This is a genomic window from Streptosporangium sp. NPDC006013 (assembly GCF_040614275.1).
Classification (GTDB): Bacteria; Actinomycetota; Actinomycetes; order Streptosporangiales; family Streptosporangiaceae; genus Streptosporangium.
Genome location: NZ_JBEXUE010000289.1, coordinates 1 through 12978, shown reverse-complemented (window position 1 = coordinate 12978; position 12978 = coordinate 1). Strand labels below are relative to the sequence as shown.

General features: G+C 71.9%; 8 protein-coding genes and 1 pseudogene. 7 read left to right on the top strand and 2 right to left on the bottom strand.

Annotated features, from left to right (window positions below; genetic code table 11):
• Together ABZ260_RS33450 and ABZ260_RS33445 are read left to right on the top strand one after the other, a co-directional pair.
• Positions 1-264: pseudogene (locus ABZ260_RS33450) on the top strand (ABC transporter ATP-binding protein); the annotation flags it as partial.
• An 89-nt stretch (positions 265-353) separates the two neighbouring features.
• A complete protein-coding gene (locus tag ABZ260_RS33445) occupies positions 354-2633 on the top strand; it encodes an FtsX-like permease family protein (protein WP_355625746.1) in 2280 nt (759 codons plus the stop codon).
• 41 nt (positions 2634-2674) lie between these two features.
• Here the strand turns inward: ABZ260_RS33445 and treS are convergent, their stop codons facing one another.
• Together treS and ABZ260_RS33435 are read right to left on the bottom strand one after the other, a co-directional pair.
• On the bottom strand, positions 2675-4372 hold the full coding sequence (treS, locus tag ABZ260_RS33440) for a maltose alpha-D-glucosyltransferase (protein ID WP_355625744.1): 1698 nt from the start codon (positions 4370-4372) through the stop codon (positions 2675-2677).
• Between the two features lie 477 nt (positions 4373-4849).
• Positions 4850-6532 (bottom strand): asparagine synthetase B family protein, encoded by a 1683-nt coding sequence (locus tag ABZ260_RS33435; RefSeq protein ID WP_355625742.1) that lies wholly within the window; start codon positions 6530-6532, stop codon positions 4850-4852.
• A gap of 71 nt (positions 6533-6603) precedes the next feature.
• On the opposite strand from ABZ260_RS33435, the gene ABZ260_RS33430 reads away from it, so the two are divergent.
• From ABZ260_RS33430 to ABZ260_RS33410, 5 genes are all read left to right on the top strand, one after another.
• Complete coding sequence (locus tag ABZ260_RS33430) at positions 6604-8511, top strand: glycosyltransferase (protein WP_355625740.1); 1908 nt, start codon at positions 6604-6606, stop codon at positions 8509-8511.
• Positions 8512-8541: 30 nt separating this feature from the next.
• Positions 8542-9198, top strand: coding sequence for a DALR anticodon-binding domain-containing protein (locus ABZ260_RS33425; RefSeq protein ID WP_355625738.1), 657 nt, complete (start codon positions 8542-8544; stop codon positions 9196-9198).
• A 43-nt stretch (positions 9199-9241) separates the two neighbouring features.
• Positions 9242-10054, top strand: coding sequence for a neutral zinc metallopeptidase (locus tag ABZ260_RS33420; RefSeq protein ID WP_355625736.1), 813 nt, complete (start codon positions 9242-9244; stop codon positions 10052-10054).
• A gap of 140 nt (positions 10055-10194) precedes the next feature.
• A complete protein-coding gene (gene lysA, locus ABZ260_RS33415) occupies positions 10195-11577 on the top strand; it encodes a diaminopimelate decarboxylase (protein ID WP_355625734.1) in 1383 nt (460 codons plus the stop codon).
• A 60-nt stretch (positions 11578-11637) separates the two neighbouring features.
• Positions 11638-12930, top strand: coding sequence for a homoserine dehydrogenase (locus ABZ260_RS33410; RefSeq protein ID WP_350924613.1), 1293 nt, complete (start codon positions 11638-11640; stop codon positions 12928-12930).
• The last annotated feature ends 48 nt before the right edge of the window (positions 12931-12978 follow it).

The window sequence follows — 12978 nt, the reverse complement described above, 5'->3', positions numbered from 1 at the left end:
GCCAACAAGCCGAGCCTGCTGCTCGCGGACGAGCCCACCGGCAATCTCGACAGCCGCAACACCCGCGACGTCCTGCGCCTGCTCGGCGAGGTCCACCGCGAGGGCCAGACCGTCATCATGGTCACCCACGACGCCCGGGTGGCGAGCCTGGCCGACCGGGTGATCTCCCTACTGGACGGTCAGATCGTCGACGACGGCGGCGCCGGCCTGGTCCGCCGCCGTCCCAGGGGCAGCGCGGGCGACGTCGTCGAGCTGAGAGGCTGACCGATGCCCCTGCCGCCGGGGACCTTTCGACCCGTGCTCCCGAACGCCGCCGGGCGGGCCGCGCGGACCCGGATCCGGGGGGCGTCGCGGTGAGCACCGCCCGAGCCTCCTTCAGATGGATCCGGGCCGACCTCAGGGCACGCAGGGCGCAGGCGCTGCTTACGGTGCTGGCCGTGGCGGGGATCGTCACGGCGCTGATCACCTCCGCGACCCTGCTGGAGGACGGCACCAACCCGTGGCGCGGCCTGTTCGCCGAGTCCAGGGGCGCGCACGTGTGGATACACACCAGGGACGCCCCCGAGGTGGCCGCGCTGTCGAGGCTCCCCGGCGTGGTCCAGGTGGCCGGTCCCTACCGGTCGGCCCCGGTCACGCTCACCCTGGACGGGAAGAAGTCGCCGGTGGCGTTGCGCGAGATGTCCGCGACGCCTCCGGAGGTCGCCGTCCCGCTGATCCGCGAAGGGCGCCCGCTCCGCCCCGGCGACACCGACGGCGTGGTCGTCGAGCGCTCCTTCGCCAGGGCGCTCGACCTGAGGGTGGGCGGCCCCTTCCCGGTGACCGGGCTCAACGGCGCCACCCATCCGCTCATCGTGGTCGGCCTGGCGGACAGTGCCGACCAGGGCTTCTATCCCGAGTGGACGCCCGGCCTGGCCTGGACGCTCGCGCCGGTCCTGGCCAGGGTCGAGCCCGCGCTGGGCCGCAGCGAGTCGGTCACCGGGCTGCGCCTGGCCGACGGCGAGGCCACGCTGCCCGCCGTCCACGGTGCCGTCACCCTCCTGGAGGGGCAGATCCAGCGGATGTCCACCTGGCGCGAGGTCCGCGCCTCGATGGAGCTGGACAACCGGCTGCTCGGCCTGCTGCTCGCGCTGTTCGGCATCACCGGGCTGGTCGCCGCCGCGCTCGCCATCGCCAACGCGGTGGGCGGCCGGGTGCTGACCCAGACCCGGGACATCGCCACCCTCAAGTCCCTCGGCTACACCCGGGGCCAGGTCTTCGGCGTGCTGATGGCCGAGCACGGCGTGCTCGGGTCGCTCGGCATCGTCATCGGGCTCCTCTGCGGTCAGGTCGCCGCGTCGTTCGTCCTGGACGGGGCGCCGATCCTGCCGCTCTCGCCGGGCCCGCTGCTCGCCATCGCCGGCGGCACCGCCGCGGTGGTCTGCGTGGCGGTGGCCCTGCCGGCCTGGCGCGGCGGGCGCACCCCTCCCGTCCCCGCGGCCCCCGCGGCGCCGCTCCGGGGGCACCTGTCGCACCTGGCGCGGCTGGCGCTGCTGCTGCGGCTGCCGCCCGCCCTGGTCCTGGGCACCCGTGACGCCTTCACCCGGCGGGTCCCGGCGTTCCTGAGCATCTTCGGCGTCGCGATCCCGATGATGATGATCACCATCGGGCTCGGCTGCTGGGCCACCCTGGACGACTTCCTCCGCCATCCCGAGCAGGTGGGCCAGGCGGCGGCGCTCACGGTGCGCCCGGACGAGCTCCCCGCGGACGAGGCCCTCAGGGTCGCCAGGGCCGACCCCGGGGTGCTGGCCGCCTATCCCGGCGCCGAGGTGCTCGCCTTGGAGCCCGAGCAGACCAGGAGCGTGCTGGCCCGCGCCGCGGGCACCTCGACCGAGCCGTACCCGTTCTCGGTGGTCGAGGGCCGGATGTACGCCGCCAGGGGAGAGGCGGTCGCCGGGCAGGGGCTGCTCGACCTGCTGGGGGTGCGGATCGGAGACCGGGTCCGGCTGACCGTGGGCGGCACCCCGCTGATCGTGCACCTGGTGGGCCGGGTGGTGGAGCCGGACCAGGACGGGGAGGTGCTCTCCTTCGGCATCGACAGCCTCGCGGCCAAGGACGCGGTGCCGCCGCAGTTCTACAGCCTGGTGCTCAGGCCGGGCGCGGACCCGGTCGAGGTCCGGGCGCGGCTGCTGGCCGCCTCGGGAGAGGCCCTTGAGGTGCACCGGGTGGTCAACCCGGCGGAGCGGCTCGCGATCATCCGGGTGGTGATCGTGGCGCTGATCGGCGTGCTCGCCCTGCTGGGCCTGGCCAACCTCCTGACGGCCGGTGCCCTGGGCCTGCGCGACCACGCCTTCGACCTCGCGGTGCTCAAGGCCATGGGCCTCACGCCCAGACAGGTGGCCGCCACCCTGGTCACCGGGACCGGCCTGCTGATCGTGCTGGGCGTGGTCGCGGGCACCGCGGCCGGGGCCTCACTGGTCAGCGGGCTGATCGACCTGCAGGGCCACACCAGCGGCGTCGGCGCCGGCATCGGCCGTACGCCCTCGGCCCTGACGCTCGCCGTCGCGGTGCTCGTCGCGGTCGGCTCCGCCCTGCTGGTGACGCTGATCCCGGCGGCCCGCGCGGCCCGCGCCCAGGTCCCGGTAACGGCCAGATAGCCCCGGGACACGCGTCCCGGGGCTACCCTCGAAAGCCGTTCTCAGGGCCTGAGCGAGAACCAGTAGAAACCGTGACCCGGCAGGGTCAGCAGGTACGGCAGGGCGCCCACTGCGGGGAAGTGCACCCCGCCCCTGGCCTCGACGGGCGTCATCCCCGCGAAGCGGCGCAGGTCGAGCTCGACCGGCTGCGGATACTTCGACAGGTTGTTGACGCAGAGCATCAGGTCGTCCCCGTCCTCACGGACGAAGCTGAGCACCGCCGGGTTGCTGGACCACAGCTCGTTGTAGACGCCGGTGCCGAAGACCGGGTGTTCACGGCGGATCGCCAGCATGTTCCTGGTGAAGTGGAGCAGCGAGGCGGGGTTCCGCTGCTGCGCCTCCACGTTGACCGCCTGGTAGCCGTAGATCGGGTCCATCACGGCGGGCAGGTAGAGGCGTCCGGGATCGGCCGTGGAGAAGCCCGCGTTGCGGTCCGGGCTCCACTGCATCGGGGTGCGGACCGCGTCGCGGTCCTCCAGCCAGATGTTGTCGCCCATGCCGATCTCGTCGCCGTAGTACATGACCGGGGAGCCGGGCAGCGAGAGCAGCAGCGCGGTGAACAGCTCGATCTGGTCGCGGTCGTTCTCCAGCAGCGGGGCGAGGCGGCGCCGGATGCCGAGGTAGGCCCGCATGCGCGGGTCCTTGGCGTACTCGGAGTGCATGTAGTCGCGCTCCTCCTCGGTGACCGTCTCAAGCGTCAGCTCGTCGTGGTTACGGAGGAAGATGCCCCACTGGGCGCTCTCGGGGAGCTTCGGGGTCCGCGACATGATCTCGGAGATCGGCTCGCGGCTGCCCCGCCGCACGCCCATGAAGATGCGCGGCATGAGCGGGAAGTGGAAGGCCATGTGGCACTCGTCGCCGCCGACCGCGGGGTCACCAAAGTACTCGACCACGTCCTCGGGCCAGCCGTTGGCCTCGGCCAGCAGCACCCGGTCGGGGTAGAGGCGGTCGACCTCGGCGCGGACCTTCTTCAGGTAGGCGTGGGTCTCCGGCAGGCCGGAGCAGTCGGTGCCCTCGCGCTCGAAGAGGTAGGGCACCGCGTCGAGGCGGAAGCCGTCGATGCCCAGGTCCAGCCAGAAGCGCAGGACCTCCAGCATGGCCTCCTGGACCGCCGGGTTCTCGTAGTTCAGGTCCGGCTGGTGGTGGAAGAAGCGGTGCCAGTAGTACTGCTTGCGGACCGGGTCGTAGGTCCAGTTGGACTCCTCGGCGCCGATGAAGATGATCGGTGCGTCGGGGTAGCCGGTCGGGCTGTCCGACCAGACGTAGAAGTCGCCGTACGGGCCCTCGGGGTCGTGCCGGGACGCCTGGAACCAGGGGTGCTTGTCGCTGGTGTGGTTCATCACCAGGTCGGTGATGATGCGCAGGCCCCGCCGGTGCGCCGACTCGATCAGCTCCACGAAGTCTCCGAGATCGCCGAAGTCCGGAAGGATCTTCATGTAGTCGGAGATGTCGTAACCGCCGTCACGCAGGGGGGACTCGTACAGCGGGAGCAGCCACAGACAGTCGACGCCGAGCCACTGGACGTAGTCCAGCTTCTCGATGAGGCCGCGCAGATCACCCGTGCCGTCGCCGTTGGAGTCCTTGAACCCGCGGACCAGCACCTCGTAGAAGACCGCGCGCTTGTACCACTGGGGGTCGGCCGAGACGAAGTCCTCGGCGACGGACTCCGGGGAGGGGGAGGGGAGGGGGGATGGATTCATCGTGTTCTCGCTCACGGTGATAAAGGGCAGGACGAAGTCACCGGATGCTCCGGCTGATGATGTTTGGTGACCGCGCCGGCGGGAGCCGTCATCCCCACGAGCTCCATGGCCGCGGACGGGCCGAATTTGTGATTCGGGGCCATCCGTTGTGGCGCTTTCTGGGCCGAACACTACCAGCCGAGTGAACCCCTCGAAGCCCCCTTGGCGTGGTACGTCGCCCCCGCCCCACGGAATCGCGGCGCGCATCGCGCCATGTCCGCGTAATCGCCGCGTCGCTTACCGTTTTCCTGCCTGAAACACGACACGCCCCAACGTGGTGACCTCGGCTTATGCCCGCGGACCAGGTCGGGGCGCGCGCGGTGCGGCGGGGACGCGCTCCGGCGTTCTCGAAGGGGTGGCCGGGCCCGATTCCGGGGGCGCGCGAAAACTCCGCGGGGCCGTGTGGTAGGGCCCCGGCGGGGGGAGGGCGTCAGGAGGTCAGTTCCAGGGCGGGCTGAGGTCGGGGAGGCGGTCCTGGTAGTCGCCGAGCCAGGCGCCGAACAGCACCAGGCCGCGCACCCAGAAACGGTCGTTCCAGCCGTTGAACCGCGTCAGGCCGTCGGGACCCTCGGCGATCACGGTGTGCAACTGCTCGGAGAGCAGCGAGGGCACGGCGTCGGCGACGAGGGTGAGCATCCGGTGGCCGTACTCCCTGGCGGGCGCGGCGGCCGAGCGGAGCGGGACCCGCGCCAGCGGCTGCTTGACCACATTGGTGGAGGGCAGCGCGGCCACGCGCGGGTTGGCCGCGTACAGCAGCTCGCGGTAGAAGCGCCCCTGGTCCTTGCGGTTCACCCCGACGGAGAGCGCCGCGTCGAAGAAGCCGGGGTGCATGAACGGCGCCGTGAACGAGACCTCGGGGCCGACCAGGTTGACCGGGGAGCGGGCGATGCCCCGCGCCGTCCTGGTGTGCAGGACCGACAGCGGCAGCTCCGCCCGGTGGCCGTTGAGCATGGAGGTCGACTGGGTGAAGGCGTGCCCGACGCTGTCGGTGATCCACTCTTGCGCCCGCTCCGACAGGAAGGGCGTGGAGGGGGAGCCCAGCGCCAGCGAGCCGAGCAGCGCGGCCTTGCGCTCGGCCTGGCCGGCGGCCTCCAGCGCGGCCCCGCTGACCATGAAGTTCTTCAGCAGCGGCCCCCCGGCCAGCCCGTCGACCAGGGTCCGCCCGGCCCGGTGCACCTCGCGGGCGAAAGGGGTGTACCAGGCGTGGTGCGGGGTGAGGAACTCCAGCCGCCGCGCCGCGGCCAGCGCGTCGTCGGGATAGGCGGCGGCGTCCTGAGGGATCACCCGGTGGCGCACGCCCAGCTCGTGGGTTATCGCCTTGGCGAAGACGATGTCGGTGTCGGTGCCGTCGTCGGGGCTGGTCGTCCACGACTCCACGTCGGCGCCGCGGGCCACCGCCACCGAGCAGAGCAGCCGCGAGTCGTAGCCGCCGCTGACCGGTACGAGCAGCGGGCGCCCGTCGAGTTCCTTGTAGACCTCGTGCAGGATCTCCAGGATCTCCCCGGCGGTCCTTCCCGCCTCGTACGGCTCCTCGCGCAGCCACCGGGGCAGCATCCGCTCGACGGAGATCCGGCCCGACGCCCGGTCGAAGACCAGCGCGCTCGCCCCGGCCAGCCGCTTCACCTGTGTGTACGGGGTGTCGTCGCGCAACGGGAAGGTGAGCTGGATGATCGAGGCCCAGGCGTCCCAGTTGATCTCGTACGGGGTACGCGCCAGGGAGAGCAGCGGTTCGAGCAGCGAGGAGAAGTAGAGCGCCCCGCCGCGGAACAGGTAGTAGACGTCCACGAGGCCGAGGCCGCCGGCGTGCAGGGTGATCCGCTCACCGTCGTCGATCAGGCCGGGCGTCTCGTAGGTCTCGGCCACGGTGATCCATTGTGCGTTCGACGGTGTGTTCGACGGTGCCGCCCCGCCGGGTTTGCGCTCCCCCCAGGCGAAGGCCCAGCCGCGCTCGTCCCGCCGGTAGGGCGGCAGCGGGGAGGAGCTGAACAGGGCCGCGTGCTGGCTCTGGACGGCGGGTCTGACCCGCGGTCCCGCCCCGCGCAGCGTCTCCAGGACCGCCTCGTCGAGGTGCCCGATGCCGCCGCAGACGTACGGCCTCACATTGAACGTCGGCCACTGCACCGTGCTGACTCCTCTATGTCGCGATTGAGCAAAGGGTATCCTTTCGCCCGGCTGAGGAAACGGAGGACGGCGTGACGGGCGACCAACTCGAAAGCACACGGCAGGCGTTACGGGAGGCGGTGGCGCACGCGGAAAGGGCTTCCGAGCTGGCCCGTCTGCTTGATGCGGCACAGGCCAAGATCGCTGACGCGGAGCGGGTGGCCGAAGAACTGCGTGGGGTGCGAGAACTTCTCAGCGAGACCGAGGAGCGGCTGGAGGCGGCGAACGCGGCCGAGGAGAAGCTCCGCAAGGACCTGGCGGAGCAGCGTTACCAGGCCGAGGTGGCCAGGTGGAAGCTCTCCTCGGTGCAGGTGGCCCGCTGGTCCAGGCTCGGTGACGCGATCAAGACGGGCAAGAGCAACCCGGTGCGGCTGGCGCGTGGCCTGCGCGGGGCGGCCAAGCCCGCCAAGCGCCCGACCGCTCCCAAGCGCCAGCCGGTGCCGCGCAAGAGCGGCGACAAGGCGGTGGTGCCCGGCGCGTCCTTCCAGGCCACCAGCTCCGTCAGAACCGTCGGCGGCAGGTCGGTCAAGCTCAAGCCGTTCCGCGTCCCGACCGGGCCGAACACCCGCCCGCACCTGACCGCCGCGGTGATCGCCTCACCGCACGGCGAGGCACTGCTGCGCTACGAGTGGCGCCAGAGCACCGGCTTCACGCCCAGGGACTTCGCCCGGGTGCTGGCGGCGGAGGTCCCGCACCTGCTGCTGGTCGAGTCGGTGACCGAGGGGCCGTGGGCACAGGAGCTGGCCCGGCCGGGCCAGGGGCTGCGCGCCCTGCTGTCCTGGTGCGCGGAGCGGGGCATCCGCACGGTCTTCTGGCACACCGGGGGCGAGGCCGCCGGATTCGTCGCCGCGGCCAGGCTGTTCGAGCACGTGGTGACCGCGCTGCCCAAGTCCGTGGGGGCCTGGGGCGCCGCGCTGGCGGCCCAGGAGCCCGAGCCAGGCCGCCGGGCGCCCTCGCTGGGAATCCTGCCCTTCGCCATCCAGCCGCGCGTGCACAACCCGCTGCCGCTGGCCGGGGACCGGTTCGAGCGGGTGCTCTCGCTGGAGGAACTGCTCCCCGGGCACCTGTCGTATCCGGACGTGCTCACCTCCTACCGCTGGCCCGTCGCGGTCGACTGCCCGCCGGGCACCGAGCCCTGGCGGATGGCCGAGCTGGCCGCCTGTGGAACCTCCATCGGCACCGAGCCCGACCCGCGCCGGGCCCACCTGGCGCTCCGCCAGGCGTACGCCTCGGGCACGATGACCAACAAGGTCGACGATCTGCTGGACGCGATCGGCCTGCCCAGCGGCCGGGCCACCCTGAACATCTCGGTGATCATGATCGACCGGGGCGACCTGGACCACACGCTGGCCCAGGTCGCGCCACAGAAGGGCGTCGTCCAGCTGGTGCTGCTCTCGGACGTCCCGGACGCCGCCGCGCGGGCCCGCGCCGCGCTGCCCGACCAGGTGCACGTCACGGTACGCCGCCCCGACCCCGGCCTCACCACGGGCGGCATGCTCAACCGCGCCCTCGACCTGTGCCAGGGAGACCTGGTGGCGGTCATGGACGCCCGTGACCGGTACGGAGAGCACTACCTGGCCGATCTCAGCCGGGCGTTCCTGTTCGCGAGCGCCGACATCGTCGGCAAGGCGGCCTACTACGCCCACCTGCGCGACGTCGCGGCGACGGTGCTGCGCCAGCCCTCGGCGGAGTACTCCTACCTCCCCGACGTCGCGGGGGCCACCCTGCTGGCCCGCCGTACGGTGCTGCGCGGCATCGGCTTCGCCGACGTCTCGGAGAACTGGGCCGACGTGCTGATGCGCCAGTGCCGCGCGGACGGGATCAAGGTCTTCTCCGCGGACCGCTTCGGCTACGTCTGCCTCCGTGACCGCGACCGCTGGCTGCTCGGCTCGGCCCAGCTCGTCGACTACGGCCCGGCCGACCCGCACGCGCTGATCTGAGCGCGTACGTCCGGAGTCTAGGCTGACCAGATGAGGCCAGGCGCGCTCGGTGAGGTCCTCGGCCTGCCGCCGATCCCCAAGGGGACGTGGGCCGAGGAGGCGATCTACGTCTCCCCGGCCGCGCTGCGCCGGGGAGAGGATCCGGAGCGGACGGCCGACCGGCTTCGCGCGCTGCCGGGCATCGCGGCCGTCCGGGTGCCGGCCGGCGGTTTCCTGGAGATCGTGGTGTCCGTGCCCGGCGAGCTCGTCACGGAGATCGGCGGGCCCGTTCCCCCCGTCACGGGCACGTCCCCGTGGGACGACCTCCCCAGGACGTGGGCCAACCCCGGGTTCGTCGTCAGGTACGCGCACGCACGGGCGGTCGCCGTGCAGCGCTGGGCGGTGGAGCTGGGCGTCGGCGGGGCCTTCAGGCCCGAACTGCTCGACGACCGCAGGGACAGGGCGGTGCTCAGGTCGCTGGCCGAGGTGCCCGGCAGGCGGGTGAGCCGGGACCCCGGGTGGGCCGCCTACGCCGAGCACCTGGCCCTGGCCTACCACGACGCCTTCGAGGGGGCCGCCGCGCTCCCCGCCGGTGACGAGGAGCCGTCGGAGCTGCACACCGCCCGCGTACGCCTGGCGCGGGCGGTACGGGACGTGCTGGCCGAGGCGCTGGCGGCGCTTGGCGAGACGGCCCCCGACAGGTTGTGATAGACCCTCTCAAAGAAGATCAAAAGGATCAGGAGAGCGGCGAATGGGCGGTCCCCGTGACTGGGAGGCGTACGAGCCACGCCGCCCCGGGATGATCCGACGGGTGCTGCCGATGCTGCTCGCCTTCGCGGTGATCCTCGGCGGGCTCGCCTATCTGGGAGGCGACCTGCGCGAACTCCTCGGAACCGCGCCGGGCTCGCCCCGCTCGGCCGCGGCGACGCACCGCCTGTACGAGGAGACGGGGCCGATCGACGCCCGCTGCGGCACGCTCCCGGGAAACCTCGACGCCGACGCCCGCGCGTCGCTGAAGGCCCTCGCCGGATGCCTGGACCGGATGTGGGCGGACACCCTGGCGAGGGCGGGCATCGACTACGCGCCGCCGGAGGAGGTGCGGCTGATCGCCGTCCCCGAGGCGGCCGCGTGCGGGATCGACGACTACGACTGGGCCGGGATCTACTGTCCCGACTCCCGCGTCGTCAACGTGCTGGTCGAGGACGAACCGGCCTTCCCGATGATGTTCACGCTCGCCCACGAGTACGCCCATCACGTTCAGGAGGTCAGCGGGATCGCCGACCAGAGAGGTTCCGAGGCCTTCGACGAGGCGTGGTCGCGGCGGCTCGAACTCCAGGCGGACTGCCTGGCGGCGGCGACGCTGCGCATCGCCACGCCGCGCCGGCTGGAGAACCTGCGCGGCTTCGCCGGGCACGATTCCGGCGCCGAGGACGGCGCGGAGGCGGGCTACCGGCAGTCGCACGGCTCGGGCGCCAGCAGCGCCGAGTGGATGCGGCGCGGCCAGGAGGGCGGCACGGTGGCGTCCTGCAACACCTGGGGCGCTCCCGCCGAACGGGTCTCCTGAGGATCCTGTCGCGACGCGACATTAAAATATGTCGCCAAAGTGGTCAATAACGTAAAAAGTTCGCGCGTTCGAGGGCGATCGCGTCTCGATAGGTGGGCAATCGTCTCAGGGGGATCACCGGGTCCGATAGCCTCGATCGGGTGAGTCGATTCGCCCATCCCGCCGGTGACCGGCATGCCGAAGTGCTGCCCGAGGAGCGCCCTCCGCACGCACCCGCCGACCTGAACACGCTTGACCCGACCATCTGGCCGCGAACGTCGGACCGAGCCGAAGGCTCGATCACGATCGGCGGCGTGGACGTCAGGGACCTGGTCGCCGAGCACGGCACCCCGCTCTACGTGGTGGACGAGGAGGATTTCCGTTCCCGCTGCCGCGACTACGCCGGCGCGTTCTCCGGGGGCGAGGTCCACTACGCGGGCAAGGCGTTCCTGTGCCGCGAGGTCGCCCGCTGGATCATGCAGGAGGGCCTCGGTCTCGACGTGTGCAGCGCCGGTGAGCTCGCCGTCGCGCTCAGCGTCGGCTTCCCGCCCGAGCGGATCACCATGCACGGCAACAACAAGTCGTACGCCGAGCTGGAGAGGGCCGTCGAGGCCGGCGTCGGGCACATCGTGGCCGACTCCTTCGAGGAGATCGCCCGTCTGGGCTTCCTCGCCGACAAGCACGACAGGCGCCCCCGGGTGATGATCCGGGTCACCGTGGGTGTCGAGGCCCACACCCACGAGTTCATCGCGACCGCCCACGACGACCAGAAGTTCGGCTTCTCACTGAGCTCCGGCGCGGCGGCGGAGGCGGCCAGGCGGATCCTCGCCCTGCCCCAGCTGGAACTCGTCGGCCTGCACTCCCACATCGGTTCCCAGATCACCGACACCGCGGGGTTCGAGGTGGCCGCGGGCCGCCTGGCCAAGCTCCTGGTGCAGATCAAGGACGAGCACGACGTCGTGCTGCCCGAGCTCGACCTCGGCGGCGGCTACGGCATCCCCTATGTCGACGGTGACATCGCGCTCGACGTCAAGGAGATCGCCGACAGTCTGCGGGAGATCGTCAGCAAGGTGGCCAGGACCGCCGGGCTGCCGGTGCCCAAGCTCACCGTCGAACCCGGCAGGGGCATCGCCGGGCTCGCCGGGGTGACGCTCTACGAGGTCGGCACGATCAAGGACGTCGAGGGGCTGCGCACCTACGTCAGCGTCGACGGCGGCATGAGCGACAACCTCCGCACCGCCCTCTACGGGGCCGAGTACACCGCGCGCCTGGCCTCCCGGGAGAGCGCCGCGGAGCCGATGCTCTCCCGGATGGTCGGCAAGCACTGCGAGAGCGGCGACATCGTCGTGCGCGACCTGTGGCTCCCCGGAGATCTGGCCCCCGGCGATCTGATCGCCGTCGCGGGCACCGGCGCCTACTGCCGCTCGCTCGCCAACAACTACAACTACCTCCCCAAGCCCGCCGTGGTCGCGGTCAAGGACGGGGTGTCCCGCGTGATCGTCCGCAGGGAGACCGAGGACGACCTGCTGAGAGGACAGCTGTGAAACGACCAGGAGCGGACGAGAAACCCGTGCGTGGCGTGGGCGAGAGGGGGGCGTGATCGTATGGCGCTGAAAGTCGCACTTCTGGGATGCGGGGTCGTCGGCTCCCAGGTGGTCAGGCTCCTGCACGAGCAGGCCGACGACCTCACCGCACGCATCGGGGCACCGCTGGAGCTCGCCGGGGTCGCCGTGCGGCGCCTGGGCCGCAGACGGGACGCCGACGTGGACCCCGCCCTGCTCACCACCGACGCCGAGGCCCTGGTCACCCGGGACGACATCGACATCGTCATCGAGGTGATCGGCGGAATCGAGCCGGCCAGGGCGCTCATCCTGGCCGCGCTGAACGGCGGCAAGTCCGTCGTCACGGCCAACAAGGCGCTGCTCGCCGAGGACGGCGCGACGGTCCACGCCGCGGCCAGGGCCGGCAACGCCGACCTCTACTTCGAGGCCGCCGTCGCGGGCGCGATCCCGCTGGTCCGCCCGTTGCGCGAGTCGCTCGCCGGGGATCACGTCCACCGCGTGCTCGGCATCGTCAACGGCACCACCAACTACATCCTCGACAAGATGGACTCCACCGGGGCCTCGTTCTCCGACGCGCTGGGGGAGGCCCAGGCACTGGGCTACGCCGAGGCGGACCCCACCGCCGACGTGGAGGGCTTCGATGCCGCGGCCAAGGCCGCGATCCTCGCCGGGATCGCCTTCCACAGCCGGGTGACGGCCGCCGATGTGCACCGCGAGGGCATCACCGAGATCACGGCGACGGACGTGGCCAGCGCCAAGGCCATGGGCTACGTCATCAAGCTGCTGGCGATCTGTGCCCGCTCGGAGGACGGCAGGTCGTTCGGCGTACGGGTGCATCCGGCGATGATCCCCAGGACGCATCCGCTGGCGGGGGTCCGCGAGGCGTACAACGCCGTGTTCGTCGAGGCGCAGTCCGCCGGCCAGCTCATGTTCTACGGCGCGGGCGCCGGCGGCGCACCGACCGCGAGCGCGGTGCTGGGCGACATCGTGGCCGTGGCCCGCAACGTGCTGGCGAGCACCCGGGGTTCGGAGGAGTCCACCTACGCGGACCTGACCGTGCACCCGATGGGCGAGACCGTCACGCGCTACCACGTCTCGCTGGACGTCGCCGACAAGCCCGGCGTGCTCGCCAGGGTCGCCGACATGTTCGCCAAGCAGGACGTCTCCATCCAGACCGTCCGTCAGGAGGGCCACGGCGCGGACGCCCAGCTCGTGCTGGTCACCCACCGGGCCAGCGACGCCGCGCTCTCGGCCACCATCGAGGGCCTGCGCGAGCTGGACATCGTCCGCGACGTGGTGAGCGTCATGCGGGTGGAGGGCGAGGACACCCCGTAGTGCGGTGACCGCCGCTCCCGGGACACCGGTGATTCGCACCGCCCGGTG

Excerpts from the sequence above, each read along its gene's own strand:
- treS (WP_355625744.1), bottom strand. The coding sequence starts at position 4,372 with ATGAATCCATCCCCCCTCCCCTCCCCCTCCCCGGAGTCCGTCGCCGAG.
- ABZ260_RS33410 (WP_350924613.1), top strand. The coding sequence starts at position 11,638 with ATGGCGCTGAAAGTCGCACTTCTGGGATGCGGGGTCGTCGGCTCCCAG.
- ABZ260_RS33420 (WP_355625736.1), top strand. The coding sequence starts at position 9,242 with ATGGGCGGTCCCCGTGACTGGGAGGCGTACGAGCCACGCCGCCCCGGG.
- ABZ260_RS33425 (WP_355625738.1), top strand. The coding sequence starts at position 8,542 with ATGAGGCCAGGCGCGCTCGGTGAGGTCCTCGGCCTGCCGCCGATCCCC.